This window comes from Streptomyces sp. CA-294286 (assembly GCF_050947155.1).
Taxonomy (GTDB): Bacteria; Actinomycetota; Actinomycetes; order Streptomycetales; family Streptomycetaceae; genus Streptomyces.
The window spans coordinates 4,537,924-4,562,652 of sequence record NZ_CP192005.1; the positions used below are offsets into that span (position 1 = coordinate 4,537,924).

Here is a 24,729-nt window from a genome sequence, read left to right on the forward strand (position 1 = left end):
CCCGTTCCCGCACCCGTCGCACCCCCGCGCCCCTTCCCGTCCCCCTCTCTCACCTTCCTCACCTCCCTCCCCGCACCTCTCTTCCTAGGAGACCCCCGAACCATGGCTGCCAACCGCCGCCCGATAGCCCTTGCCGCCGCCGTCGCCACGGTGGCCGCCGTCGGTGCCACCGCCTTCGCCCTCCCGGCCGTCGCCGCTCCCGCCGCCCCCGGGGCGCCCGCCGCACCGGCACAGAGGGAGCTGACCGACGGCACGCTGGACTGGGGCTTCAAGGAGTCCTTCCGCAAGTACCTCGCGTCGCCGTTCTCCGGTGGCAGGATCACCGTCGAGGACGGCGCCCGGCAGGCCGCCGGCAACGGCGTCCTCACCTTCGTCGACGGCGTCGGCACGTACGACACGAAGACGCACGGTACGCGGACCGGCTTCAAGGGCAGCGTGCACTTCACCGCCCACGGCGGCGTCCTCGACGTCACCATGTCGGATCTGAAGGTCGTCACGAGCGGCACGTCCGGGGCGATCACCGCCGACATCAAGTCGAAGCCGCAGGGCAGCAAGGACTTCGTCGTCCAGGACGACGTGGAGGTCGCGGCGCTCGACCTGTCCGCCGTGAAGCCCGGTCGGGGCGCGGGCGGCGCGATGGTCTTCAAGGACATCCCGGCGACGCTGACCAAGGCCGGCTCCGCCGCCTTCAACGGCCAGTACAAGGAGGGCGACGTCCTCGACCCGGCCACCCTCTCGGTGAAGGCGGCGGGCGGCGGCGAGCCGACCAAGCCGCCGGTGGACCCGACCAGGCCGCCGGTCGTCGACCCGACGAAGCCGTCGGTGGACCCGACGAAGCCGCCCGTCGAGCCGACCGAGCCGCCGGTCGTCGACCCCACGAAGCCGCCGGTCGTCGACCCGACGAAGCCCACCACGCCCACCACGCCGCCGGTCGCCCCGGACCGGACCGAGCCCCCCGTCGCTCCGCCGACCGGGGCCGAGCAGGGCGCCATCGTCGACGGCAACCTCGACTGGGGCGTGCTGGAGCGGTTCCGTGCGTACGTCACCGGCCCCATCGCGCACGGCAGGATCGAACTCTCCGGCGGCGCGGTCAAGGCCGGCGACGGCTTCCGCTTCCCGAAGGGCAAGGGCTCCCTCGACGCCGAGAAGCAGAACCTGTCCGCCGCCTTCGACGGCAAGGTCCGCTTCGTCGGCCACCAGGAGGGCGGCTCCTACACCCTCGACCTGAACTTCTCCGCCCTCAAGGTCGAGGTGAAGAACGGCAAGGGCACCTTGGTCGCCGACGTGACGACGAAGGACCGCACGACGAAGAAGACCGTGTCGTACCGGGCGCTCGACGTCGCGACGCTGTCCCCGTCCGGTGAACTGGCCGTCGAGGACGGCGTCGTGCGGCTCTCCGAGGTTCCGGCGAAGCTGACGGCCGGCGGCGCGAAGGCGTTCGGCGGCATGTACGAGGCCGGTCAGGCGCTGGACGCGCTGACGGTCGCGGTCTCGGTCGACGAGGACGCGCAGCTGCCGGCCGGCGGCGGTACGGGCGGTGCCGGTACGAGCGGTGGTGTCTCGGCCGGTGGTGCCGGTACGGCCGGGGGCGCCGGGACGACCACGGGCGGCGGCAGCGTCGGCGGCACCGGCACGGGAGGCACCGTGGGCGGGGCCGACGGCGGTTCCGTCGGTGGTTCGGCGGGCGGCAGCCTGGCCGCGACCGGTTCCTCGGCTCCGACCGGGCTGGTGCTGGGCGCGGCCGGGGCGCTGGCGGTCGCCGGCGGCGCGGTGGTCTTCGCGGCCCGTCGCCGCCGCTCGGCCGAACAGGGCTGAGCCCCCGGCAGCCCGCTCGGGCGGTGCGGCCGCTCGGCCGTGGCCCGTGGCGGTGGGGGTGCGCCCTCCGGTGGGGGTGCACCCTCCGGGGGGCGGGAACCCGGTGAGGGGCCGCCCCCTTGCCGCCCTCCCCCAAGCACTCGACTCCGCTCGTGCAGGGGACCCCCGCGCCCCGGGGGCGGCCCCGCCGCCCAAGGGGATTACGGAGGCAACGGCGGCCTCTTCGTCCAGGAGGGCTGAGCGCCCAAGGGGGTTGCTGGGGGAGGGGCTGACCCACTGCCCAAGAGGGCTACGGAGGCAGGGGCGGCTCATCGCCCGAGAGGGCTACGGTGTGCGGCCCCGCCGTCCGTGGGGGCCGATGAGGGGGCGGCGTGGAGCGGTGGTGCCCCCCGGAGGGGGTCGACGTCGGGTGGTGCCGCTGCCCAGTCGGGCGGCGTGCGGTGGTGGTGCCGCAGAAGGGGGTTCATGCGGTGCGACGCCGCTGCCCCAAGAGGCGCGCCGTGGGCGGCTCCGCCGCCCAGGGGCGCGTGCTTAGATGCCGACCGTGAACGACCTCGACCTCCTCCAAGTCTTCTGCGGCCCCACCGGCCATCACGGCAACACCCTCGCCGTCGTCCGGGACGCACCCCGCATCCACCCGGACCCCGCCTCCCGCCAGGCGTACGCACGCCAACTCGGGTACAGCGAGACCGTGTTCGTGGACGATCCCGAGCGCGGGGTGGTCGACATCCGCACACCCACCCTCGGCCTCCCCTTCGCCGGGCACCCCCTCGTCGGCGTCGCCTGGCTGCTCGACATCGAGGTGCTCGAACTCGCCGTCGGCGAGGTGTTCGCCCGTCAGGACGGCGAGTTCACCTGGATCGCCGCACGTGCGGAGTGGGCGCCGCCGCGCACGCTCCGGCGGTACGGGTCCGCGGCCGAGGTGGAGGCGCTGCCCGCGCCGCCGCCGGGCGAGGGGTGGCTGTACGCATGGGCCTGGGAGGACGAGGCCGCCGGGCGGGTGCGGGCACGTGCCTTCCCGCGGCGCGACGACGGCATCGTTGAGGACGAGGCGACGGGGGCCGCCGCGCTTCTGCTCACCGCTCAGCTCGGCCGCGCCCTCAACATCCGCCAGGGGAAGGGCTCGCAGCTCCTCACCGCCCCGGGCCCGGACGGTCTGATCGAACTGGGCGGTCGGGTTCGGTTCACGGGGACGGCGCGGGACGAAGGGCCGGCCGGAGCAACCGTGGCCGCCAGGGTGTCGGGGGTCGCCGCGGCCGGATCCGGCCCGCGCGCACGCGTCCGTCCGTCGGCAGGGTGAGGTACTGCGTCAGGGTCGTCGCGGCCGGATCCGGCCCGCGCGCACGCGTCCGACCGTAGGCATGGTGACGTACTGCGGCCGGGGGTCCGCACCGACTCCGGCGCGGACCCCCCGTTTCACTGACGTACCGTCATCAACTACGCGCTCAGCGGGAATTCGCCGCCCAGCTCCCTGAACACCGCCCCGTTGAAGTCGAAGGCCCGCTTGCACTCCTCGATGATGCGCTTCTTTTCGAGCTCGTCCGCCGGTACGGCGTCCAGCAGCTCCCGGTAGTTCCGCTTGAAGGCCGCCGGGTTGGAGACGCCCTCGAAGACGTAGAAGCGCACGCCGTCGCCCTTGCGGGCGAAGCCCCAGGTCTTCTCCGCCTTGTCGCGGATGATCTGACCGCCGGAGAGGTCGCCGAGGTAGCGGGTGTAGTGGTGGGCCACGTAACCGCCGGGCCAGGTGGCCGCGCACTCGGTGACACGTGCCGCGTACGCCGCAGTGGAGGGGAGGGCGACCAGACCCTCGCGCCAGTCGGCGCCGCGCAGGTGGGTGAGGTCGCGCTCCAGTTGGGCGACGCGCATCAGCTCGGGCTGTATGAAGGGGCCGGCCACCGGGTCGTCCGCGAGTGAACCGGCGGCGTCCTCAAGGGCCTTGTAGACGAACCACAACTGCTCCGTGTAGCGCGTGTACGCGTCCACGCCGAGCTTGCCGCCGAGGAGGTCGCTCATGAACGTCGAGGTCTCCGCCTCCGTGTGCTGCTCGTGCGAGGCGACACGGATCTGGGTGGAGAAAAGGGTGTCCAAAGCGGACCTCCGGGGACAGAAGGGACCGGGGGAGAAGAGCGGTGGTGGCAGCAGTGGCACCCGCCACCACCGATCTTCGCCGCTTAGGCTTACCTAAGTCAACCAGTTCCCGACGCCCTGTCGGTAAAAAGTGCGGAGGTCCGATCCCCGCCGTCGGCTACGGCAGCGTGAGGATGTCCGCCCCGGTCTCCGTCACCACCAGGGTGTGCTCGAACTGGGCGGTGCGCCTGCGGTCCTTGGTGACGACCGTCCAGCCGTCGTCCCACATGTCGTACTCGTGCGTGCCCAGCGTCAGCATCGGCTCGATCGTGAACGTCATGCCGGGCTGCATCACGGTCGTCGCGTGCGGGCTGTCGTAGTGCGGCACGATCAGCCCGCTGTGGAAGGACGTGTTGATGCCGTGGCCGGTGAAGTCCCGTACGACGCCGTAGCCGAAGCGTTTGGCGTACGACTCGATGACGCGGCCGATGACGTTGATCTGACGGCCGGGACGGACCGCCTTGATGGCGCGGTTGAGGGACTCGCGGGTCCGCTCGACGAGCAGCTTCGACTCCTCGTCGACGTCGCCGCAGAGGTAGGTGGCGTTGTTGTCGCCGTGCACGCCGTTGAGGTACGCCGTGACGTCGAGGTTCACGATGTCGCCGTCCTTGAGGACGGTCGAGTCGGGGATGCCGTGGCAGATGACCTCGTTGACCGAGCTGCACAGCGACTTGGGGTAGCCCCGGTAGCCCAGGGTCGAGGGGTACGCCCCGTGGTCCACCATGAACTCGTGCGCGACCCGGTCGAGCTCGTCGGTGGTCACGCCGGGCGCGATGTGCTTGGCGGCCTCCTCCATCGCACGGGCGGCGATGCGGCCCGCGACGCGCATCCGCTCGATGGTGTCGGAGTCCTGGACCTCGGGCCCTGTGTAGGGCGTCGGCGCGGGTTTCCCGACGTACTCGGGACGCCGGATGTTGCCGGGGACGGAACGGGTGGGAGAGAGCTCCCCTGGTACGAGCAGCGACTGGCCAGACATACGGACGAGTCTAGCCAGCCACTCGGGGGCACTATGGCGACAGAGACGCCCGCGCGACGAGCGGCCGGTGAAGCGAGGAGACACGACGATGGCCCTGTTCAAGCGACGCACCGCCGGCAAGCCCGGCGAGTGGTTCTACTGCCTGGAGCACAGGACCGTGGAGGAGGGCCCGCAGTGTCCCGCCCAGAACCGCTTCGGTCCCTACGGCAGCCGCGAGGAGGCCCAGCACGCCATGGACCGGGCCGCCGAACGCAACCTGGAGTGGGAGAACGACCCGAAGTGGCACGACAAGGGCGACAAGGACGCGGGCCGGGGCGACCAGGACGCCTGACCCGCGCGGCTCACACCGTCGCTGCCGGGTCCTGCTCCGGCGCGTGCGCCCGGTCCGGTGCGGGCACCGGACCTGGACCCGGGTCCAGGCCCTGGTCCTGGGCCTCGCGCTGGGCCCGGCGGCGTGCCGCGTCCTCGTCCGTGTCCGAGTCGTACGACAGCAGCTTCGGCAGTACGGCGGCCAGCAGGCCGACGGCGACCACGCACGCCGCGCCGCCGCTCCACACCGCGCCGCGCGTGCCCGTCCAGCTCGCGACCGCGCCCGCACGGACCTGGCCGAGCTGCGGGCCGCAGCTGTAGGAGAGGATCTCGATCCCGGCGAGCCGGCCGCGCAGCTCCTCGGGGATGGTCTGGTTCCAGATGGTCGAGCGGCCCAGTCCGCTCAGCATGTCGCCACCGCCCGCGACCGCGATGCACAGCAGCACCAGCCAGATGTCGTCGGTCAGCCCGGCCGCCGCCATGGCAAGCCCCCACCCCGCCGCACCGAGCACGACGAGCCGGCCGTGCCGTCGTACCTTCGATGCCCACCCGCTGGTCAGGCCCACCAGACACGCGCCGAGCGGCATCGCCGCGTACATCAGGCCCAGCGCCCACTCCGCGCCGAGGTCCGCGGCCAGGAAGGGGAAGACGGCGTTCGGGAACGCGAGGAACATGGCGGCCAGGTCGATCGCGTACGTCCCCAGCAGGACCGGCTTGCTCCACGCGTAGCGCGCGCCCTCCGCTATGCCGCGCAGGGACGGCTTCTCCGCCGTGTCGGAGGGCGGCGCGGGGGACAGGCGCAGGCACATCACGACGGAGGCGGCGAACCCGGCGGCGGTGATCGCGTACGCGGTGGCCGTGCCGGCGGTCGCCACCACGATCCCCGCGAGGGCGGGGCCCGCGATGGCTCCGACCTGCCAGCGCAGCGCGTTGAGCGCGGCGGCGGCCGTGAGCTGGTCGTGCGGCACGATCCGGGCCAGGAGGGAGTCCAGCGCCGGACGCTGGAGCCCGGCCAGGGCGGCCACCCCGGCGGCCACCCCGTACAGCGGCCACAGCAGGGGGTGCGGCAGCAGCGCGTTGACGAGGAGGACGACGGCCAGGATCCCGAGACCGACCTCGGTCAGCAGGATGATCCGCTTGCGGTCCACCGCGTCCGCGAGAGCACCGCCGTACAGCCCGAAGACGATGAGCGGCACCAGCTCGACGGCCCCGATCGCACCGACGGCGAGGGGGGAATCGGTGAGGTGCGCGATTTGCAGCGGCAGCGCGATGAGAGCCATCGAACTGCCGAAGAACGCCACCAGGCCCTGCACCCACAGCAACCGGAAGTCGGCGGAGGAGCGCCACGGCGAGAGGTCGGGGAGAAGGGCACGAAGCTTTCGGGACACGGAGGGACATACTCCGGCCCGCCCCCACCCGAAGCAACTCGTTAATGCCGCCTGGCCCCTGGGCCGGCGCGCCCGCCTGCGTCCGCTGCCTGCCTCCTCGGTCGGCGTGCCCGCCTCCGCCGCCCCGCCCTCTTGGGCGGCGGGGCCGCCCCCGGGGGCGGAACGGGTGGGCACGGGGGCGGCCCTCCAGCGGGCGTGCACCCCCCTCGACGCTCCGCCCCGCCCGTCCCGCCCCCTCCCGTACGCGCACATCCCCGCCCGTCCCGTCCCGCCCCCGTTCCGCTCCCGCCCCCGTTCCGCTCCCGCCCCCGTTCCGCTCCCGCCGCCCAAGGGGCCACCGGTTGCCGAGGGGCCGCCTCCCCTCGCCCCTACCACCTCTCCGGCGGTGGAGCCACCAACCGGTCCGCCACCCGCGCCAGCCGGTCCCGCCACCGCCGCCCACCCCGCACCCCCGGCACCGTGTTCTCGCCCGCCGCCGCGCTCACCAGGTGCTGGACCGTGTCCAGTCCCACCTCCCCGTCCGTCGGCACGGTCAGCAACTCGTGCGCGAGGGAGGAGAGCGCGCCGCACCCGTCCTCGCCGCCGAGGGCCAGCACCGTCGCCCCGGCCCGCCGCACGTCGTCCACCCGCTCCAGCAGCCCCGCCCCCGCCTCCTCCGGCGCCACCACCAGCAGCGTCTCGCCGCGCCCGGCCGCCGCGAGCCGGCCGAGACCGACCGAGAGGTGCGCGGGATCGTCGGCGCGCACCTCGTGCCGTACGAGCGTGGGGGCCAGTGGGGGCAGGCCCGACCAGGCGGCCTCGTCCTGGAGGTGCGCGGCCAGGTGCCACGGTTCGTACCGTTCCGTACCGACGAGCAGCAGCCCGCTGTCCTGCCGCGCCACCGACGCCCGCAGCACCCCGGCGAAGCGTCTCGTCACGCCCAGCCACTCGGTACCGGCCAGGACTTCCCGCAGCAGTGCGACCCTCACGGCATCCATGACGGGAGCCTGCCGTGCGTGCGCGGGCGGTGTCCGCGGGACGGGTCCGCGCTCACCCGGACGAGGGTCCTACCTGCGAGTAGGGTCGTTTCATGACTTCCACCACAGACAACCCGCAGCCCCCCGCCGCGAAGAAGCCGGCCAAGGACCCCTGGGAGCTGCCCGACGTGTCCGGCCTCGTCGTCGGCGTCCTCGGCGGTACGGGGGACCAGGGACGGGGCCTCGCGTACCGGCTGGCGAGGGCCGGCCAGAAGGTGATCATCGGCTCGCGCGCCGCCGAGCGCGCCCGGGGGGCCGCCGACGAACTGGGCCTGGGCATCGAGGGCGCGGACAACGCCGAGTGTGCCCGACGCAGCGACATCGTGATCGTCGCCGTGCCGTGGGACGGCCACGCCAAGACCCTCGAATCGCTGCGCGGGGAACTCGCGGGCAAGCTCGTCGTCGACTGCGTCAACCCGCTCGGCTTCGACAAGAAGGGCGCCTACGCGCTGAAGCCGGAGGAGGGCAGCGCCGCCGAACAGGCCGCCGCGCTCCTCCCGGACTCGCGCGTCACGGCCGCCTTCCACCACCTCTCCGCCGTCCTGCTCCAGGACCCGGCGGTCGAGGAGATCGACACCGATGTGATGGTGCTGGGCGAGGTACGGGCCGACACCGACCTCGTGCAGGCGCTCGCCGCCCGCATCCCCGGCATGCGCGGCGTCTTCGCGGGCCGGCTGCGCAACGCCCACCAGGTGGAGTCCCTGGTCGCGAACCTGATCTCGGCGAACCGCCGCTACAAGGCCCACGCGGGCCTGCGCGTGACCGACGTATAGGTGCGAGAGGGGCATGGGGGACACTGGACGGGTCGTACTTTCCCGTGACCCGGACAGGAGCCGTCCCCCATGCCCCGCCTCGCTCTCTACGCCCTGATCGTCTGCGTCCTGTCGGTCGCCGCGGCGGTGGTCTCCTTCGTCGAGGGCAACCTGCTCGGGATCGTCTGGATCCTGCTGGCCGGCGTCTCGTCGAACATGGCCTGGTACTACCTGCGCAAGGCGAAGGCGGACCGCGAGGCGTCCTCCGCCGCCGCCTAGGGCAGGGCGCAGAGCGGGTTCGTCTCCTGCCAGAACTGGAAGAGGTTGCGCCCGCAGTAACTCTCCACCTCGTCCACGCCGAGTGCTCCGGTCAGCCCGTGGATCACGTCGAAGAAGGTCCGGTTGACCTCCGGCACCCACAGCAGGGCGAACACGAACAGCAGCCCGTAGGGCGCGTACGGTTCGATCTTCCGCCGGACCTCGTACGAGAGCCACGGCTCCAGCACCCCGTACCCGTCGAGCCCCGGCACGGGCAGGAAGTTCAGGATCGCCGCCGACACCTGGAGCAGGGCCAGGAACGCGAGGGCGTACCGGAACGCCGCGGGCACGCCGTCCAGCGCGTCCAGCCAGAACGGCGCGGTGCACACGAGCGCGAACACGACGTTCGTGAGCGGCCCGGCCGCCGAGATCAGGCTGTGCCTGACGCGGCCCCGGATGCGGTGGCGTTCGATGAAGACCGCGCCGCCCGGCAGACCGATCCCGCCCATGATCACGAAGATGATCGGCAGCACGATGCTGAGGAGCGCGTGGGTGTACTTCAGCGGATTGAGCGTCAGGTATCCCTTCGCGCCGATGGTGATGTCGCCGCTGTGCAGGGCGGTGCGGGCGTGCGCGTATTCGTGCAGGCACAGCGAGACGACCCAGGCGGCCGTCACGAACAGGAACACGGCGATGCCGGGGCCGGCCGCGAAGTCCGTCCAGACGGCCCACCCGGCTACCGCCATGACGGCGACGATGCCGAGGAAGACCGGGCTGACGCGGCGGTCCCGGCGGCTGATGGCGGTGGTCATGAGGGGCGGCTCCTGGACGGGGGCGGGGCACGGCGCCTCGACCGTACCGGTGATGCGGGAAGAACGTTCCACGTCACCGCATTGGTTCCGGGAATCCCCGACGGTGCGGGTGTCGACGGCGCGAGTGCCGGGCCGAGGAGGCGGGACGTCCCTGTGCTCAGAGCGGCGTGCGGAGAGGACGGGGGCGCTGCGGCGGGAGCGGCCGGGCCGAGGAGGCGAAGCTCTGCGGTACGGGCGGAGGGGAGCGGGGCCGGGCCGGGGTCGGCACAGTGCGGGTGGGGGCGTTGCACGGGGGCTGACGTGTGCTGTGGCCTGTGGCCTGTGGCACGGGCCGAGGGGAGCGGGCCGGGTTCGGCGCGAATCCGGCGGGGCGTGGCACGAAGCTGACGTGTGGTGGCGCTCAACGGCAAGGGCAACCCCCTGCACGCGGTTGACGGACGGGCCGCCGATGCCAGGGACAATGGCCCGGTGCGCTACCAGATCCTCGGCCCCGCCCGAGCCCTCCGCGACGACGGCACCGCCGTCCCCCTCGGCGGACCCCGCCTGCGCGCAGCCCTGACCGTGCTCGCCCTGCGCCCCGGGCGGCGGGTCTCGGTGACCGCCCTCGTGGACGAGGTGTGGGCGGACACCGACGCCCTGCCCGCCGACGCGCCCGCCGCCGTACAGGCCCTGGTCGCCCGGCTGCGCCGGAGCCTCGGCCGGGACGCGATCACCTATGTCGACGGCGGATACCTGCTGGCCGCCGCCCCCGACGACGTGGACCTGTACCGCTTCGAGCGGCTGACCGCCGAAGGCACCCGCGTCCTCGCCGACGGAGGCGACCCGGCGAAGGCCGCCGCCCTCCTCGACGACGCCCTCGCCCTCTGGCAGGGCGGGCCCGCCTTCGCCGACCTTCCCGAACGCACCGGCGACGCGGCCCGCTGGGAGGCCCGCCGGCTCGATGCCCGCCGCGCCCGCCTCGCCGCCGCCCTCGCCCTGGGACGCGGGCAGGAATCCCTGCCCGAACTGGCCGCGCTCTGCGAGGCGCACCCGAGGGACGAGCCCCTCCAGGCCCTGCGGCTGCGCGCCCTGCACGAGGCGGGCCGCACGGCGGAGGCCCTGGACGCGTACGAGACGGTACGGAAAGACCTCGCCGACCGGCTGGGCGCGGACCCCTCGACCGAACTGCGGGCGCTGCACAGGAGATTGCTGGGCACGGGCGACGCTGCACAGCCGCCCGCCCCGAACGCGGGCGACGCTGTGACGCCACCCGTACGGGAACCGGCCGCCCCGCCCGCGACCACGGCCGGCGGCAATCTCCGCACCCGCCTCACCTCCTTCGTCGGCCGGGAGGCCGATATCGGGGCCATCCGCGACGACCTCGCACGGGCCCGGCTGGTGACCCTGCTCGGACCCGGCGGGGCCGGCAAGACCCGGCTGTCGCAGGAGGCCGCCGAAGCGGCCGGGCACCAGGAGGCAGCCGTCCCGTCCTGGCCCGACGGCGTGTGGATGGCCGAACTCGCGCCCGTCGACGACCCGGACGCCGTCCCGGACGCGGTGCTCACCGCCCTCGGCGCCCGCCAGACCGTCCTGCGCGGCGCCGGAGCGGAGACCATGCGGGCCGCCGAGCGGCACGCGGACGACCCCCTCACCCGGCTCACCGAGCACTGCGCCCGGCGCCGCATGCTGCTCCTGCTCGACAACTGCGAGCACCTGGTGGGCGCCGCCGCCCACCTCGCCGACCACCTCCTCGCCCACTGCCCGGGGTTGACGATCCTCGCGACGAGCCGTGAACCGCTCGGTGTGCCGGGGGAGTTGGTGCGCCCGGTCGAGCCGCTGCCGCAGGCCGTCTCGCTCCGGCTGTTCGCCGAGCGCGGGGCCGCCGCCCGGCCCGGGTTCCGCATCGACGACGCCCCGGAGGCCGCCGCCGAGATCTGCCGCCGCCTCGACGGACTGCCGCTCGCGATCGAACTCGCCGCGGCCCGGCTGCGGATGCTCGCCCCACGGCAGATCGCCGACCGGCTCGACGACCGGTTCCGGCTGCTCACCGGCGGCGCCAGGACCGTACTGCCGAGACAGCAGACGCTGCGGGCTGTCGTCGACTGGTCGTGGGAACTGCTGGACGAACCCGAACGGGCGGCCCTGGCCGCGCTGTCGGTCTTCGCGGGCGGCTGCGACCTGGCCGCCGCGGAGGCCGTCTGCGGGCCCGACGCGCTCGACCTGCTCGGTTCGCTCATCGACAAGTCCCTGGTGGTCGCCGCGCCCGCCGACGGGGACGGCGAGACGCGCTACCGCCTCCTGGAAACCGTGTCCGAGTACGCCGCCGAACGCCTCGCGGCCTCCGGCGGGCGCGAGGCCGCCGAACGGCGTCACCTCGTCCACTTCCGTGAACTCGCCCGCACCGGCGAGCCGTGGCTCCGCGGACACGAACAGATCCACTGGGTCGCCCGCTTCCAGCGCGAGTACGAGAACCTCCGCACCGCCCTGCGCCGTGCCGTGGCCGCACGGGACGAGCACGAGGCGCTCTGCCTGGTGCACTCCCTCGCCTGGTACTGGCAGGTCCGCGACCTGCGCGGCGACGCCCGGCACTGGACGTCCGCCACCATGGCGCTGAGCGATGACCCGTTCGGCGCCCCCGGCGACCCCGTCGAACCCGCGTCGCCCGTGTACGAACGGTGCACCGACGCGCCCCCGCCGATGCGCCCCGAGGTGCTCCAGGAGGCCCGGCGGGGCGTCCGGGTCCTCCACCTGGTCAGCATGAACCACCGTGCGGACACCTGGTTCGCCCCCGAGGCCAAGCAGTGGCTGGGCCGGGTCGTCGCCACCTACCGGCCCGAACTGCCCCAGGCCTGCCGCACTCCGGGCTCCCTGTGGATCCTGGCCCTGCTGATGACCACCGACGACGACGAGCCGCTGCGCGACGCGATCAACCGGACCGTCGACGCCTGCCGCGCGTTCGGTTACGAGTGGGAACTGGCCGGCGCCCTCGAAATGCGCGCCAACGTCTTCGCCAACCAGACCCACTGGGCCGGGGACGCCCGCCGGGACGCCGAGGAGAGCCTGGAGATCTTCGTCCGGCTCGGTGACGCCTACGGAGCCGCCGAGGCCCTGTCGGCCCGCGGCGAGGCATGTGAGCGGGTCGGTGACTTCGCCCGCGCCGCGGACGCGTACCGGACCGCCATGGAGCACGCCGCGAAACTCGACGCGCACGCCCAGACCATGCTGCTGCGGGCCCGACTCGCCGGTGCGCTCATCGAGTTCGACGACGACGAGGCGGGCGCGGAGGGCGAGGCCCTGCTGCGCTCGGTGCTCGACGACCCGGCGGGCCCCCGACTGGAGGCGGCCCCCGCGGCCCGGATGATCCTCGGGATCCGACTCGCCCGCACCGGCCGCCTGGCGGAGGCCCGCGAGCAACTCGACATGCTGCGCGGCGATTTCGACAACGGGAACCTGATGGTCTTCGACGGAGTCTCGCTCGGACTGCTCGCCTGGGTCTCCAACCTGCAAGGGGCGTACGCGGAAGGGCTCGACCTCGGCGCGGGGGCCCTGGAGCGGTCCCGGGAAGGGCTGTCCCTGCTGATCGCCCCGCAGATGTCGGCCGTCCAGCTCATGACCGTGGCGGGCTCGCTGGCCGGACTGGCCACGGCGGAGGCCGACGCCGCCCGGGGCGCGGCCCTGGCGGCGGACGCGGCCCGACTGGTCGCCGCGTACGAGGCGGCCCTCCCGCAGGGGTACTTCGTCACCGGAAACGAAGCCGACAGCCGGGACCTCGCGGTCCGGCTGGCCCGCACGGTCCTCGACGACACTGCCTACGGCGCCGCGTACGCCGAGGGCGGCGGCCTCTCCGTGGAGGAGGCCGCCGCCCTGGTGTACGCGCGACGCGATCAGTACCGGCAGGCGGCAGCGGAGGGCGGGCAGGCGCGCCGCCCGTGAACCTCAGCTCTTCTTGCGGAACTTCGCGATCGCCAGCGGCGCCGTCACCAGGGTGATCACGGCCGACCAGGCGAGCACCATCCACACGTCGTGTGCGACGGGGCCGCCCCGGAACAGACCGCGTGCCGCGTCCGCCAGGTTGGACAGCGGGTTGTAGCCGGTGAAGGACTGGAGCCAGCCGGGCATCGTCTCCGGGTCCGCGAAGATCGACGAGCCGAACTGGAGCGGCATCAGTACCAGCATCGCGATCCCCTGTACGGCCTGAGCCGTCTTGACGGTGAGCCCGATCAGAATGAAGATCCACATCAGCGAGGCGCCGAAGAGCAGCGACAGCCCGACCGCCGCCAGGACGTGCAGCACCGACGTGGTGACGGTCAGGCCCAGGATCAGCCCGACGACCAGCAGGATCGAGAAGGCCAGCAGCATCCGGCCGATCTCGACGACGATCTTCGCGACGAGAACCGACGAGCGGGCGATCGGCATGGTCCGGAACCGGTCCATGACCCCCTTCTGGAAGTCCTCGTTGATGCCGGAGCCCACCGACATCGACACGCTCATGCCCATCATCGCCATGAGGCCGGGCACCAGGTAGCTCACGTACTGGTCGAGGTTCCCCTTGCCCGCCATCGCGCCGCCGAAGACGAACGTGAACAGCAGGGTGAAGATGATCGGCATGAGCAGGACGTCGATCAGCGACTCCGGGTCCTGCTTGATCTGGAGCATGTTGCGCCGGGCGAGCGCGCCGATGTGCCGCAGATTGGCGCGCAGTCCGATCCGGCCCTCGTCGGCGACGGCCGCCGGGCGCGGTGGCTGCTGCCGGTCGGACACCGGCTTGGTGAGAGTGGCCGTGCTCATGCCGCTGCCTCCGCCTTCTCGTCGTTGCTCGTGACGTACTCGCTGCTCTTCTCGCCGGTGATCGCCAGGAACACCTCGTCCAGGCTGGGCAGATGGGTGCCGATGTCCGCCACGGCGAAACCACGCGCCCCCAGCACGCCGATCACCGACGTCAGCTGCTCGTCACTGAGGATCGGCACGTACAGCAGGCCCTCGTCGGCGACGGCCTGCGCCCCCGTCACGCCGTCCAGCCCCGCCTCGGCCAACGTGCTCACCATCGCGAGGAGTTGGCGCGGGTCGGCCGGACGGATCTGAAGGGTGCGCCCGCCGACCTTCGCCTTCAGCTCGTCGACCTTGCCCTCCGCGACGACCTTTCCCCGGTCGATGACGGTCAGTTCGCTCGCCAGTTGCTCGGCCTCCTCCATGTACTGCGTGGTGAGCAGGACGGTGACGCCCTCGCCGACCATGCGCTGCACCTCGGCCCACACCTCGTTGCGGGTCCGCGGGTCGAGCCCCGTCGTCGGCTCGTCCAGGTACAGGACGGCGGGCCGCCCGACCATCGACGCCGCCAGGTCGAGGCGTCGGCGCATGCCGCCGGAGTACTGGGCGGCGGGCTTCCGTGCGGCTTCCGTGAGCGAGAAGCGCTCCAGCAGGTCGTCCGCCCTCGTCCTGGCGTCCTTGCGCGGCAGGTCGAGCAGCCGCCCGATCATGTAGAGGTTCTCCCGGCCGGAGAGCTTCTCGTCGACCGAGGCGTACTGCCCGGTCAGACCTATCGTGCGGCGCAACTGGCGGGGCTGGCGGACCACGTCGTACCCGGCGACGGTCGCCGTGCCGGCGTCCGGCCGGACCAGGGTCGACAGGCACCGTACGAGAGTGGTCTTGCCCGCGCCGTTGGGTCCCAGAACGCCGAGGACGGTGCCTTCGCGGACGTCGAGGTCGACGCCGTCGAGGGCCTTGGTCGTGCCGTAGTGCTTGACCAGGCCGCGGACCTGGACGGCAGGTGGATTCGTGTCGTGTCGCGTCATGTCCACCAGGGAAGCGGGGGTGACTGACAGGGGACCGACAGAGGGCCGGGGCGGCCGACGGGTCGCCGACAGGTCGCCGACAAGGGGCCGACAGGGGGCAGGCGGTCGCCGTCGGCGCCGGTGCGGGGCCCGCCCGGTTCGGGGGCGCGGCGACGGCCCGCACCGGGGGAGGGGCGGGCCGTCGGCCGGGCGAGGTGGCCGGGGTGGCCGGGGGTGCGGGTACGGAGGTGGCAGAACGTAGGGGCGGGGGTGCATGTCCGGTGGGGGCGCGCGTCCGGTGACGGCCGCCCGCCTTGCCCGCCAGCACCAGGCTTCGCTCGTGCAGGATCCCCGTGCACGGGTCCCCGCGTCACCGGCGTTCTCGCGCCACGGGGGCTCGCGTCACCGGGGGTGGCCCAGCCGCCCAGGGCGGTCGCGGGAGGCGGGGCGTGGGTCCCCGTCTCCCGCCGGGACCACCGGGAGTCAGTGGAACGTGTGCTCCTCCCGGGGGAAGGCGCCTCCCGTGACTTCTTCCGCGAACTCCTTCGCCGCGTCACCCAGTACCCGCCGCATGTCCGCGTACTGCTTCGTGAATCGCGGCACCTTGCCCCCGGTCAGCCCCACCATGTCGGTGTAGACCAGCACCTGTGCGTCGGTGTCCGGCCCCGCCCCGATCCCGATCGTCGGGATCGACAGGCTCCGCGTCACCTCGGCCGCCAGTTCGGCCGGCACCAGCTCCAGCACCAGCGCGAACGCGCCCGCGTCCTGCGCCGCCTTCGCGTCCCGCAGCAGTCGGTGCGCGGCCTCGTCGCCGCGTCCCTGCACCCGGTAGCCGAGGGTGTTCACGGACTGCGGCGTCAGCCCCAGGTGCGACATCACCGGGATGCCGGAGGCGACGAGCAGCTCGGTCTGCGGCAGCGACCGCTCGCCGCCCTCCAGCTTGACCGCGCCCACGCCCGACTCCTTGATCAGGCGCGTCGCGTTGCGCAGGGCCTGCACGGGCCCCTCCTGGTACGAACCGAAGGGCAGGTCCGCGACGACCATCGCGCGCCTGGTCCCCCGTACGACGGCGGCCGACAGCACGGCCATCTCGTCCATGGTGACCGGGACGGTCGTCTCGTACCCGAGGTGGCAGTTGCCCATCGAGTCGCCGACGAGCAGGACCGGAACGCCGGCCTCGTCGAACACGGACGCCGTCATCGCGTCGTACGCGGTGAGCATCGGCCACTTCTCGCCGCGCTCCTTGGCCGCGGCGATCTGGTGGACGGTGATCCGGCGCGTGCCGGTGCCACCGTAGAGGGCCTTGGGGTCGGCGGACCGCGGAGAGTTCTGGCTCTCGGACGCGGACTCGCCGGCAGGATTGTGGGCAGCCTGAAGCGTCATGGCTGGTACGGCTCCTTCGTCATCTCGAAGCGCCCTGACGGCGTCTCCGGATCACATCCATGGTGGCATCCCGGGCCCCCAACCGGAAGTGGGCGGCGAGGGGACGCATCCGACCTGCGCTTCTGTGCGCATTTCGTCACAGACGTCAGCGTAGAGCGAGGCTCAGGAACCCGTCGGCAGGTCCCGTCGTCCTCCCCGCCGTAAGGACGTCCAGGATGGCGGCACGGTGGGATGCCGGTCATCCCCTAGGGTCGTGGGGGCACGGCGGGCGGTTCGCGAGCAAGGCAAGTGAGGACAGCGGAATGGCGCAGGCGTACAGGCCGGACACCGGGAACGACGGCCCGGAGGCCGAACCCTCCAGGCCCCGCCCCGAGCCCCCTGCCGCCAACGGGTCCGGCCTCCCGGCCGACCGGCCCGCCGGACCCTGCCCGCCGCTCGCAGCCCCCGGCCGCCACCCCGCCGCCCCCCATGGCCCCGGCTCGGGAAGCGGCTCCGGGGACGGTTCCGGCGGTGGCCTCGCAAGCGGCTCCTCGTCCGGCCTCGGTTCCGGCAGCGGCCCCGGTTCCGGAAACGGCAGCGCCTCCAGTAGCGGCGGCGGCTCCGGAAGCGGCTCCGGAAACGGCGGCTCCTCAAACGGCTCCGGCTCGGACTTCGGCCCCCGCTGGGGCTCGGCACCGGGATCGGGCGCGCATTCGGGTTCCGGATCGGGTTCCGGATCGGGTTCGGGATGGGGTTCGGGTTCCGGCTCGGACTCGGGGTCCGGATCCGGCTCGGGATCCGGCTCGAACGCGGGTTCCGGTTCCGGTTCGCGCTTCGGCCGTCCCGCTGGCGGCTGGCGTGGGGATCCGCGGGTGTGGCGGCGCGGGATGTTCCTGGCCGCGCTGGCCGTGCTCGTCGCGCTGGTGATGATCTTCCACGCGCAGATCCCGAACACCGTCGGCAACCTCGGCAGCCTCACCGAGACGTTCCTGCCCTGGTTCGGTCTGGCGATCCCCCTGCTGCTGGTCCTCGCCCTGCTGCGCCGCTCCGCGCTCGCCCTGGTCGCGCTGATCCTGCCGATCGGGGTCTGGCTCAACCTGTTCGGCAGCCTCTACACCGACAAGTCGACTTCCGGCGGCGACCTCACCGTCGCCACGCACAACGTCAACGCCGAGAACAACGACCCCGTCGGCACCGCACGGGTGCTCGCCGGGTCCGGCGCGGACGTCGTCGCACTGGAGGAGATCGCGGGCGGCAACCTGGCCGCGTTCAAGCAGGCCATGGGCGCCACGTACAAGCACCACGCGGTCGAGGGCACCGTCGGCGTGTGGAGCAAGTACCCGCTGAGCGACACCCGCCGGGTCGACATCCGGCTCGGCTGGGCCCGCGCCCTGCGTGCCACGGTGGCCACTCCCAAGGGCGAGGTGGCGGTGTACGTCGCCCACATGCCCTCGGTACGGGTCAAGCTCAAGGCCGGCTTCACGGCGAACCAGCGCGACAAGAGCGCCGACGCCCTCGGCGAGGCGATCGCCCGGGAACCGCTGCGCCGCGTCGTCCTGCTCGGCGACCTCAACGGCACCATGAACGACCGTGCCCTCAACGGCGTCACCGCCCAGATGCGCTCCACCCAGGGCGCGGCGGGCGACGGGTTCGGCTTCAGCTGGCCGGCCGCGTTCCCGATGGCGCGGATCGACCAGATCATGGTCAGGAACGTGGAGCCGATGTCGTCGTGGACACTGCCGCGGACGATGAGCGACCACCTGCCGGTCGCGGCGCGGGTCAAGTTCTGAGTTCCGGACGTACCCGCAGCAGGGGGAGCGGGAGCGGGGGCGCCCGGATCGTGCGGTTCGCCCCACCCCCTGCCTGCTACCCGGTCGTGGTCGGGCCCGTCCAGTACACGAATCCGTAGTCCGTGATCAGGGAGACCTCGATCTTGGCGGCCGCGTCGCCGGGCAGCGAGTAGGCGTACTTCCCGACGGCCTTCTTGCCGGGCGGGAACGTCGTCTTGAGGACGCGCTGCTGGTTGCTGCTGTCGATCAGCAGCTCCGTGTCGACGCCCTTGGCGTCCTTGACGTACGGCAGGTGGGTGTCCATGGTGACCGTGCCGGAGGTGGGGTTCTCCACGGTGACGACCAGCTGTATCGCCTTGTCGCCCTTCTCGTGGCCGAAGGCGATCTCGCCGGGCGTGTACGGCCGCGGCGCGGCGACGGTGACCTTGAGGCCGTTCTCGTAGGTGTACGTCTCGCCGAGGGCGAGGTGCTTGGCGGCCTCCTTGGCACGCTCGGCCTCCTCCGCCTTCGCCTCCTCGGCGGCTTCCGCGCTCTCCGACGCCTCGATCTCCAGGATGGACTCGTCCGCGTGCTCGACGATGGCCTTCACCGAGACGATGGTGAAGGCACCGCCGCCCAAGGCCATCAGGAGGCCGACGTTGCCGAGGATCAGGCCGGCCATGGCCAGGCCCCGGTTGTTGGCCCTGCCCTGCTTGACATGGCCGAGACCGACGAAGCCGAAGATCACGGCGAGCAGCGCCGGAAGCCAGCTCGCCCAGAAGAGGAAGACGGCCATTCCGAGGAAGACGCCGACGAGACCCAGCACCAGGGCGGCGACACCCATGCCGTTGCGCGGGGGACCGTACGGTGCGGGCACCGCCGAAGGGTGGCCGTACGGAGGCGTCGGCCCGTAGCCGGAACTCTGACCACCGGGCGCGTACGGGGCGGACGGCGGCCCGTCGGCCGACGCCGGCGCCTCCGGGGCGGGCGGCGCTCCGGCCCCCTCCCGGGGCGGGGCCCAGGGATTCGGCTCGCGGGGGGACGGGGGCGGCTGGGTCATGCGGGGGTCCTCGGAGCGATGGAGAGGGAGCGGGACGAACGCGAGTTCGACGGCGCGGGTTCCGGTGACCCTAACAGGGCCTCACCTGGCGCTTGTCCCTGTCCGCAGAGCCGAGCGAACCCCCGGACGGACACGCCGGTTCCCACCCGGCAGGGGCCCCGGCGCCCTGGCGCGCTGCCGGAAGTGGCTCCCCCGTCCGAGCGGCGTGCCGCACGCGGTGGCCCCGGGCCCGGGGACGTGCCGCCCGAAGCGGTACTCCCGCCCGAGGGGCACGTACCCGAGGTGGCCCCCGAGCCGAGCGGCGCGCTGCCCCCAAGGGCCCCCACCTGAGCGGCGCGCCGCCCGAGGTGGCATTCCCGGCTGAGTGGGCGCTGTCCGAAGCAGTACTCCCGCCCGAGGGCACCTCCCCGAGGTGGCCCAGGGCCGAGCGGCGTGCCGTCCTACGTGGCCCCCGGGCCGAGCGGCGTGCCGCCCGAGGCGAGGCACCCCACCCGAGCGCCCCGTTCCGTGCCCCCTACTCCTCCCGCTCCCGCAACATCCCCTGCATCAGCTTCAGTTCCGCCTCCTGCGCGTCCACCATGCCCTGCGCCAGCCCCTTCTCCGCGTCCACCGTGCACAGCGTCGCGCACCCCTGGGCCATCGTGACGCCGCCCTTGTGGTGGGCGGTCATCAGCCGCAGGTAGAGGACCTCGGCGGCTCTGCCCTTCGCCTCGCCGAGCGCCTTCAGCTGCGCCCGGGTGGCCATCCCCGGCATCAGCCCTTCGGCCGCGCCGGCCCCGTCCGCATGGCTGCCGTGCCCGCCCAGCCATCCCATCGGGGGCGCGTCCGGCGAAGCGATCTTCGGCAGCTCCCACAGGTCCAGCCACCCCAGCAGCATCCCGCGCTGGTTGGCCTGCGTGTTGGCGATGTCGTACGCGAGCCGGCGCACGTCCGGGTCGTCCGTCCGGTCCCGTACGACGAACGACATCTCCACCGCCTGCTGGTGGTGCGCCGCCATGTCCCGTGCGAAGCCCGCGTCCGCCGAATCCGCACCGGGGGAGGAGGCCCGGCCCGGGGCGGGCGCGGGCCGGACGTCGGAAGCCGAAGCCGCCCGTGTGACGGTCACCGCCCCCGCCACCACCGCCAGGGCGAACACCACAGCGCCCAGCGCCTGCCACAGGGACCTGCTCACTGCCCGGTCACCCCCTCGCCGGTCAACCCGTTCGAGCAGGCCGCGCCGGGCTCCGGGGTCTGCGGCCCCATCACGTACCGGGTGAAGAACTGGTTCACCCTCGGGTCGTCCGCCCCGTCCACGGTGACCTGCTTACCCCAGGCGCTCAGCATGATCGCCCCGGACTGTTCCCCGACCGGACTCATCAGGGAGTACTGCGTCTTCCTGACCTTGGCCGCGAGCGCGTCCACGTCGGCCTTGGCGGCCTTGTCGTTGTACGTCACCCAGACCGCGCCGTGCTCCAGCGAGTGCACGGCGTGCTTGTTCGGGACGGGCTTGTCGTAGACGTCGCCCTGGCAGTTCATCCAGGCCTGGTGGTGGTCGCCGCCCACCGGCGGTGTCATCGGGTAGTCGACGTCCTTGGCGACGTGGTTGCGGCCCAGCTTCTTCGCGTCCCAGACCTGCTCGTCCTTGATGGGCGCCTTCGCCTCGGCGACCCGGGCCGCCTTCTTGTCGGACTCCGCGGAGAAGACGTACGCGCCGAAGCCGGCCAGACCGGCCACAACGGCGCCGCCGACGGTGAAGGCGATGATCCTGTTGCGGCGGTCGCGGGCCTTCTGGGCGCGCCGCAGCTCCTCTATTCGGGCCTTGCGGGACGTGTTGACGGACATGAGGGCACCATCCTTGGGCGAGGGGGAGTGAAGCGGAGGGCAGGGCGTGATCCCGTTGACGGGAGCCGCTCCTACCTCCGCAGCACCTGCAACTCGTGCAGCCCCGGCGCCCGCGCCCACGCCACGCCCCCGTGCCGCGTCCCGGCCGTCGGCCCGTCGCTCCCGCGTCGTACCTGCGGTGCGTCCGTCCCCAACGGGGCGTCCGGCGGCGACGCGGTCAGCACGGCGGGGGAGAGGTGTGCGAACGACCCGCAACCACCGTGCTCGTACGGGCAGTTGTACGTGTGCGCGGCAGAGGACGTCGGCGTCTGCGGCGGCACGCCCGAGGGTTCCGCGGCGGTGGGCCCGGGGGCCAGGCACACCAGCAGCGCACCGAGGAGGGCCGTCGCGGCGCACAGCAGCGCCACGGCCCCTCTGATCCCCCCGGTGCGCACGAGGCTTGAGGCGCCGGTGGTGTGCCTGTTGCGGATGTGCCGCAGGTCCCCCATGCGGGCCGATCGTAACGGCCCCCTCGTCGCACGTCACCAGTGAACGGAGCAGAACCCGCAAGTCCGTACGGACCGGAGGGGCGCTGCGCAACCTCCCCGAAACCGTGTGGTGGGATGCTGGGAGAGCCCAGCGTGTCCCAGGCGTGGCAGCAGGCGGCCCGACCAGCGAGAATGGATGTGAAAATGGACAAGCAGCAGGAATTCGTGCTCCGTACGTTGGAGGAGCGCGACATCCGCTTCGTACGCCTGTGGTTCACCGACGTGCTCGGCTTCCTGAAATCCGTCGCCGTGGCCCCGGCCGAACTGGAGCAGGCCTTCGACGAGGGCATCGGCTTCGACGGCTCCGCCATCGAGGGATTCGCACGCGTCTACGAGTCCGACATGATCGCCAAGCCGGACCCCAGCACCTTCCAGATCCTCCCGTGGCGCGCGGAGGCCCCCGGCACCGCCCGGATGTTCTGCGACATCCTCATGCCGGACGGCTCGCCGTCCTTCGCGGACCCGCGCTACGTCCTCAAGCGCATCCTCAACAAGACCTCCGACCTCGGCTTCACCTTCTACACCCACCCCGAGATCGAGTTCTTCCTGCTCAAGGACAAGCCGCTGGACGGCTCCAAGCCCGTCCCCGCCGACAACTCCGGCTACTTCGACCACACGCCGCAGAACGTCGGCATGGACTTTCGCCGTCAGGCGATCACCATGCTCGAATCCATGGGCATCTCGGTCGAGTTCAGCCACCACGAGGGCGCCCCCGGCCAGCAGGAGATCGACCTGCGCTACGCCGACGCGCTGTCCACGGCCGACAACATCATGACGTTCCGCCTGGTCATGAAGCAGGTCGCCCTCGAACAGGGCGTCCAGGCCACCTTCATGCCCAAGCCGTTCTCGGAGTTCCCCGGCTCCGGCATGCACACCCACCTCTCCCTCTTCGAGGGCGACCGCAACGCCTTCTACGAGTCCGGCGCCGAGTACCAGCTCTCCAAGGTCGGCCGCTCCTTCATCGCCGGCCTGCTCAAGCACGCCGCCGAGATCTCGGCCGTCACCAACCAGTGGGTCAACTCCTACAAGCGCATCTGGGGCGGCTCCGCCCGCACCGCGGGCTCCGGCGGCGAAGCCCCCTCGTACATCTGCTGGGGCCACAACAACCGTTCCGCGCTCATCCGCGTCCCGATGTACAAGCCCGGCAAGACCGGCTCCTCGCGCGTCGAGGTGCGCTCCATCGACTCCGGCGCCAACCCGTACCTCACGTACGCGGTCCTCCTCGCCGCCGGCCTCAAGGGCATCGAGGAGGGGTACGAGCTCCCGGCGGGCGCCGACGACGACGTCTGGGCCCTCTCCGACGCCGAACGCCGCGCCATGGGCATCGAACCCCTCCCGCAGAACCTCGGCGAGGCCATCGCCCTGATGGAACGCAGCGAACTCGTCGCCGAGACGCTGGGCGAGCACGTCTTCGACTTCTTCCTGCGCAACAAGAAGCAGGAGTGGGAGGAGTACCGCAGCGAGGTCACCGCCTTCGAGCTGCGGAAGAACCTGCCGGTGCTGTAGAGGTCCGGCCCGGACGGCGTCCGGAGCGGGAGAAGGGACCCGGGTCGTCGGCATCGCGCCGTCGGCCCGGTCCTCGTCACGGCGGAGGGCCGGCCGGCGCGACGGAGGCGGAAGCGGTCGCCGCGACCGTGGGAAAACCGCGTGCGCGGCCGGTGCGCCGCTGAGAGGCTGGCCGGATGGAAAGATCACGCAGGTCGCAGCTGGCCCACGCCCACCACCCGATCGCCGCACCGCTCACCGACGAAGCCGTACGGCAGCTGATCGACCGGACGGTGACGCGGGGCGACGAACGCATCCTCGACCTCGGATGCGGGCAGGCGGAGTGGCTGATCAGAGCGCTGGAGGCGCATCCGAGGGCGGTTGCCGTCGGCGTCGACACCGCCGGGGAAGCGCTCGCCGAGGCCCGTACGCAGGCCGACGCGCGGGGAGTGGGCGACCGGCTCACCCTGCACGAGGCGGACGCCGACGCCTTCGCCTCGGACGTGCCGTTCGACGTCGTCATCAGCGTCGGCGCCGTGCACGCCTTCGGCGGGCTGCTCGCCACCCTCGCCAAGGCCCGCGGGCACCTCGCGCCCGGCGGCCGGGTCCTGGTGGGTGACGCGTACTGGCTCACCGAGCCCACCCCCGAGGTCGTCGACATGCTCGGTGAGTACGAGGACCTGGCCACCACCGTGGACCGCGTCACCGCCGACGGCTGGACCCCGGTCTACGGCCACCTCTCCACCCGTCACGAACTCGACGACTACGAGTGGAACTGGACCGGCTCCCTCGCCGAGTGGGCGCTCGACCACCCCGAGGACCCGGACAGCGCGGACGCCCTCGAAGTCGCCGGCGTGCACCGCTCCGAATGGCTGCACGGCTACCGCGACCACTTCGGCTTCCACACCCTCGTCCTGCGCCCCACGAAGGGCTGACCCGGATGAGCGTGCCCCCGGGGGACCCACGCCCCGCCCCGCCGCTGCGCGGCGACGAACGCGAATCCCTGCGCGTGTACCTCGACTTCCACCGGGCGACCCTCGCCATGAAGTGCGAGGGCCTCGGCGACGAGGACCTGCGCCGCCGGTCCATGCCGCCCTCCACCCTCTGTCTGCTCGGCCTCGTCCGGCACATGGCGGAGGTGGAGCGCACCTGGTTCCGCCGGGTCGTCAACCAGGAGCGGGACCTCCCCTTCCTCTGGTCGGCGAAGGGCGACTACCAGGAGGCGTACGACGCGAGCAGCTCGACCCGCGCGGAGGTGTTCCCGGCCTGGGAGGCGGAGGTCGCGCACGCCCGCCGCATCGAGCGGGAAGCGCAGTCGCTCGACGTCACCGGGTACTTCGCCCGGTGGGAGCAGGACGTGTCGCTGCGGAGGGTGATGCTGCACCTCATCCACGAGTACGCACGCCACAACGGGCACGCGGACTTCCTGCGGGAGGGCATCGACGGGGTGGTCGGGGCGTAACCGGGCCACCCGCGCGGGGCGGGCCCGCCGGGCAGGCACC

The 24,729-nt window shown here is 72.7% G+C and carries 22 protein-coding genes; 10 read left to right on the plus strand and 12 right to left on the minus strand.

Annotation, left to right across the window (positions count from 1 at the left end; all coding sequences use genetic code 11):
• Positions 1–102 precede the first annotated feature (102 nt).
• Together ACQPZG_RS24815 and ACQPZG_RS24820 are read left to right on the plus strand one after the other, a co-directional pair.
• Entirely contained in the window at positions 103–1,815 is a 1,713-nt protein-coding gene (locus ACQPZG_RS24815) for an HtaA domain-containing protein (RefSeq protein WP_433547928.1), read from the plus strand.
• A 535-nt stretch (positions 1,816–2,350) separates the two neighbouring features.
• On the plus strand, positions 2,351–3,115 hold the full coding sequence (locus tag ACQPZG_RS24820) for a PhzF family phenazine biosynthesis protein (protein ID WP_433547929.1): 765 nt from the start codon (positions 2,351–2,353) through the stop codon (positions 3,113–3,115).
• A 137-nt stretch (positions 3,116–3,252) separates the two neighbouring features.
• Here ACQPZG_RS24820 and ACQPZG_RS24825 read toward each other — a convergent pair whose 3' ends face one another.
• Both ACQPZG_RS24825 and map read right to left on the minus strand, forming a co-directional pair.
• Positions 3,253–3,903 (minus strand): heme oxygenase (biliverdin-producing), encoded by a 651-nt coding sequence (locus ACQPZG_RS24825; RefSeq protein ID WP_433547930.1) that lies wholly within the window; start codon positions 3,901–3,903, stop codon positions 3,253–3,255.
• Between the two features lie 157 nt (positions 3,904–4,060).
• Positions 4,061–4,918, minus strand: a complete 858-nt coding sequence (map, locus tag ACQPZG_RS24830) for a type I methionyl aminopeptidase (RefSeq protein WP_433547931.1) — start codon at positions 4,916–4,918, stop codon at positions 4,061–4,063.
• 88 nt (positions 4,919–5,006) lie between these two features.
• Between map and ACQPZG_RS24835 the strand changes: the two genes are divergently transcribed.
• Positions 5,007–5,249, plus strand: coding sequence for a hypothetical protein (locus ACQPZG_RS24835; protein ID WP_433547932.1), 243 nt, complete (start codon positions 5,007–5,009; stop codon positions 5,247–5,249).
• Positions 5,250–5,259: 10 nt separating this feature from the next.
• Here ACQPZG_RS24835 and ACQPZG_RS24840 read toward each other — a convergent pair whose 3' ends face one another.
• Both ACQPZG_RS24840 and ACQPZG_RS24845 read right to left on the minus strand, forming a co-directional pair.
• Positions 5,260–6,615: an MFS transporter gene (locus tag ACQPZG_RS24840; RefSeq protein ID WP_433547933.1), complete on the minus strand. Its 1,356-nt coding sequence runs from the start codon at positions 6,613–6,615 to the stop codon at positions 5,260–5,262.
• 368 nt (positions 6,616–6,983) lie between these two features.
• A complete protein-coding gene (locus ACQPZG_RS24845; RefSeq protein WP_433547934.1) occupies positions 6,984–7,592 on the minus strand; it encodes a hypothetical protein in 609 nt (202 codons plus the stop codon).
• Between the two features lie 92 nt (positions 7,593–7,684).
• On the opposite strand from ACQPZG_RS24845, the gene npdG reads away from it, so the two are divergent.
• Together npdG and ACQPZG_RS24855 are read left to right on the plus strand one after the other, a co-directional pair.
• Complete coding sequence (npdG, locus tag ACQPZG_RS24850; RefSeq protein WP_433547935.1) at positions 7,685–8,404, plus strand: NADPH-dependent F420 reductase; 720 nt, start codon at positions 7,685–7,687, stop codon at positions 8,402–8,404.
• 69 nt (positions 8,405–8,473) lie between these two features.
• A complete protein-coding gene (locus ACQPZG_RS24855; RefSeq protein ID WP_433547936.1) occupies positions 8,474–8,662 on the plus strand; it encodes a hypothetical protein in 189 nt (62 codons plus the stop codon).
• Here the strand turns inward: ACQPZG_RS24855 and ACQPZG_RS24860 are convergent.
• The gene (locus ACQPZG_RS24860; protein ID WP_433547937.1) at positions 8,659–9,453 is read right to left on the minus strand and encodes a site-2 protease family protein; all 795 of its coding nucleotides are present in this window, start codon (positions 9,451–9,453) and stop codon (positions 8,659–8,661) included. The two genes, ACQPZG_RS24855 and ACQPZG_RS24860, sit on opposite strands and share 4 nt — an antisense overlap.
• A gap of 420 nt (positions 9,454–9,873) precedes the next feature.
• Between ACQPZG_RS24860 and ACQPZG_RS24865 the strand changes: the two genes are divergently transcribed.
• Entirely contained in the window at positions 9,874–13,365 is a 3,492-nt protein-coding gene (locus ACQPZG_RS24865; RefSeq protein WP_433549536.1) for an AfsR/SARP family transcriptional regulator, read from the plus strand.
• A 3-nt stretch (positions 13,366–13,368) separates the two neighbouring features.
• Here ACQPZG_RS24865 and ACQPZG_RS24870 read toward each other — a convergent pair whose 3' ends face one another.
• The 3 genes from ACQPZG_RS24870 to panB all read right to left on the minus strand — a co-directional run bounded on the left by ACQPZG_RS24870 (position 13,369) and on the right by panB (position 16,586).
• Entirely contained in the window at positions 13,369–14,220 is an 852-nt protein-coding gene (locus ACQPZG_RS24870) for an ABC transporter permease (protein ID WP_433547938.1), read from the minus strand.
• Positions 14,217–15,224, minus strand: a complete 1,008-nt coding sequence (locus ACQPZG_RS24875; RefSeq protein ID WP_433547939.1) for an ATP-binding cassette domain-containing protein — start codon at positions 15,222–15,224, stop codon at positions 14,217–14,219. Before ACQPZG_RS24875 ends, ACQPZG_RS24870 begins: the two co-directional genes overlap by 4 nt.
• A gap of 462 nt (positions 15,225–15,686) precedes the next feature.
• Positions 15,687–16,586 carry a 3-methyl-2-oxobutanoate hydroxymethyltransferase gene (panB, locus tag ACQPZG_RS24880; RefSeq protein WP_433547940.1) on the minus strand — a complete coding sequence of 300 codons (900 nt, stop codon included), beginning with the start codon at positions 16,584–16,586 and terminating at the stop codon, positions 15,687–15,689.
• Between the two features lie 866 nt (positions 16,587–17,452).
• On the opposite strand from panB, the gene ACQPZG_RS24885 reads away from it, so the two are divergent.
• Positions 17,453–18,355 (plus strand): endonuclease/exonuclease/phosphatase family protein, encoded by a 903-nt coding sequence (locus ACQPZG_RS24885; protein ID WP_433549537.1) that lies wholly within the window; start codon positions 17,453–17,455, stop codon positions 18,353–18,355.
• A 76-nt stretch (positions 18,356–18,431) separates the two neighbouring features.
• On the opposite strand, the gene ACQPZG_RS24890 is transcribed toward ACQPZG_RS24885, so the two are convergent.
• The 4 genes from ACQPZG_RS24890 to ACQPZG_RS24905 all read right to left on the minus strand — a co-directional run bounded on the left by ACQPZG_RS24890 (position 18,432) and on the right by ACQPZG_RS24905 (position 21,703).
• Entirely contained in the window at positions 18,432–19,394 is a 963-nt protein-coding gene (locus ACQPZG_RS24890) for a DUF4190 domain-containing protein (protein ID WP_433547941.1), read from the minus strand.
• A 514-nt stretch (positions 19,395–19,908) separates the two neighbouring features.
• Positions 19,909–20,565, minus strand: coding sequence for a DUF305 domain-containing protein (locus ACQPZG_RS24895; RefSeq protein WP_433547942.1), 657 nt, complete (start codon positions 20,563–20,565; stop codon positions 19,909–19,911).
• Positions 20,562–21,215 carry a DUF3105 domain-containing protein gene (locus tag ACQPZG_RS24900; protein WP_433547943.1) on the minus strand — a complete coding sequence of 218 codons (654 nt, stop codon included), beginning with the start codon at positions 21,213–21,215 and terminating at the stop codon, positions 20,562–20,564. The genes ACQPZG_RS24895 and ACQPZG_RS24900 overlap by 4 nt, the downstream gene beginning before the upstream one ends.
• Before the next feature lie 71 nt (positions 21,216–21,286).
• Complete coding sequence (locus tag ACQPZG_RS24905; protein ID WP_433547944.1) at positions 21,287–21,703, minus strand: hypothetical protein; 417 nt, start codon at positions 21,701–21,703, stop codon at positions 21,287–21,289.
• A 183-nt stretch (positions 21,704–21,886) separates the two neighbouring features.
• Here ACQPZG_RS24905 and ACQPZG_RS24910 point away from each other — a divergent pair, with 183 nt between their 5' ends.
• From ACQPZG_RS24910 to ACQPZG_RS24920, 3 genes are all read left to right on the plus strand, one after another.
• Positions 21,887–23,248: a glutamine synthetase family protein gene (locus ACQPZG_RS24910; protein WP_185025966.1), complete on the plus strand. Its 1,362-nt coding sequence runs from the start codon at positions 21,887–21,889 to the stop codon at positions 23,246–23,248.
• Between the two features lie 176 nt (positions 23,249–23,424).
• Entirely contained in the window at positions 23,425–24,162 is a 738-nt protein-coding gene (locus tag ACQPZG_RS24915; protein WP_433547945.1) for an SAM-dependent methyltransferase, read from the plus strand.
• A gap of 5 nt (positions 24,163–24,167) precedes the next feature.
• A complete protein-coding gene (locus tag ACQPZG_RS24920) occupies positions 24,168–24,689 on the plus strand; it encodes a DinB family protein (RefSeq protein WP_433547946.1) in 522 nt (173 codons plus the stop codon).
• Positions 24,690–24,729 lie beyond the last annotated feature (40 nt).

Excerpts from the sequence above, each read along its gene's own strand:
- ACQPZG_RS24815 (WP_433547928.1), top strand. The coding sequence starts at position 103 with ATGGCTGCCAACCGCCGCCCGATAGCCCTTGCCGCCGCCGTCGCCACG.
- ACQPZG_RS24820 (WP_433547929.1), top strand. The coding sequence starts at position 2,351 with ATGCCGACCGTGAACGACCTCGACCTCCTCCAAGTCTTCTGCGGCCCC.
- map (WP_433547931.1), bottom strand. The coding sequence starts at position 4,918 with ATGTCTGGCCAGTCGCTGCTCGTACCAGGGGAGCTCTCTCCCACCCGT.
- ACQPZG_RS24835 (WP_433547932.1), top strand. The coding sequence starts at position 5,007 with ATGGCCCTGTTCAAGCGACGCACCGCCGGCAAGCCCGGCGAGTGGTTC.
- ACQPZG_RS24845 (WP_433547934.1), bottom strand. The coding sequence starts at position 7,592 with ATGGATGCCGTGAGGGTCGCACTGCTGCGGGAAGTCCTGGCCGGTACC.
- npdG (WP_433547935.1), top strand. The coding sequence starts at position 7,685 with ATGACTTCCACCACAGACAACCCGCAGCCCCCCGCCGCGAAGAAGCCG.
- ACQPZG_RS24855 (WP_433547936.1), top strand. The coding sequence starts at position 8,474 with ATGCCCCGCCTCGCTCTCTACGCCCTGATCGTCTGCGTCCTGTCGGTC.
- ACQPZG_RS24860 (WP_433547937.1), bottom strand. The coding sequence starts at position 9,453 with ATGACCACCGCCATCAGCCGCCGGGACCGCCGCGTCAGCCCGGTCTTC.
- ACQPZG_RS24870 (WP_433547938.1), bottom strand. The coding sequence starts at position 14,220 with ATGAGCACGGCCACTCTCACCAAGCCGGTGTCCGACCGGCAGCAGCCA.
- ACQPZG_RS24875 (WP_433547939.1), bottom strand. The coding sequence starts at position 15,224 with ATGACGCGACACGACACGAATCCACCTGCCGTCCAGGTCCGCGGCCTG.
- panB (WP_433547940.1), bottom strand. The coding sequence starts at position 16,586 with ATGACGCTTCAGGCTGCCCACAATCCTGCCGGCGAGTCCGCGTCCGAG.
- ACQPZG_RS24885 (WP_433549537.1), top strand. The coding sequence starts at position 17,453 with ATGTTCCTGGCCGCGCTGGCCGTGCTCGTCGCGCTGGTGATGATCTTC.
- ACQPZG_RS24890 (WP_433547941.1), bottom strand. The coding sequence starts at position 19,394 with ATGACCCAGCCGCCCCCGTCCCCCCGCGAGCCGAATCCCTGGGCCCCG.
- ACQPZG_RS24900 (WP_433547943.1), bottom strand. The coding sequence starts at position 21,215 with ATGTCCGTCAACACGTCCCGCAAGGCCCGAATAGAGGAGCTGCGGCGC.
- ACQPZG_RS24905 (WP_433547944.1), bottom strand. The coding sequence starts at position 21,703 with ATGGGGGACCTGCGGCACATCCGCAACAGGCACACCACCGGCGCCTCA.
- ACQPZG_RS24910 (WP_185025966.1), top strand. The coding sequence starts at position 21,887 with ATGGACAAGCAGCAGGAATTCGTGCTCCGTACGTTGGAGGAGCGCGAC.
- ACQPZG_RS24915 (WP_433547945.1), top strand. The coding sequence starts at position 23,425 with ATGGAAAGATCACGCAGGTCGCAGCTGGCCCACGCCCACCACCCGATC.
- ACQPZG_RS24920 (WP_433547946.1), top strand. The coding sequence starts at position 24,168 with ATGAGCGTGCCCCCGGGGGACCCACGCCCCGCCCCGCCGCTGCGCGGC.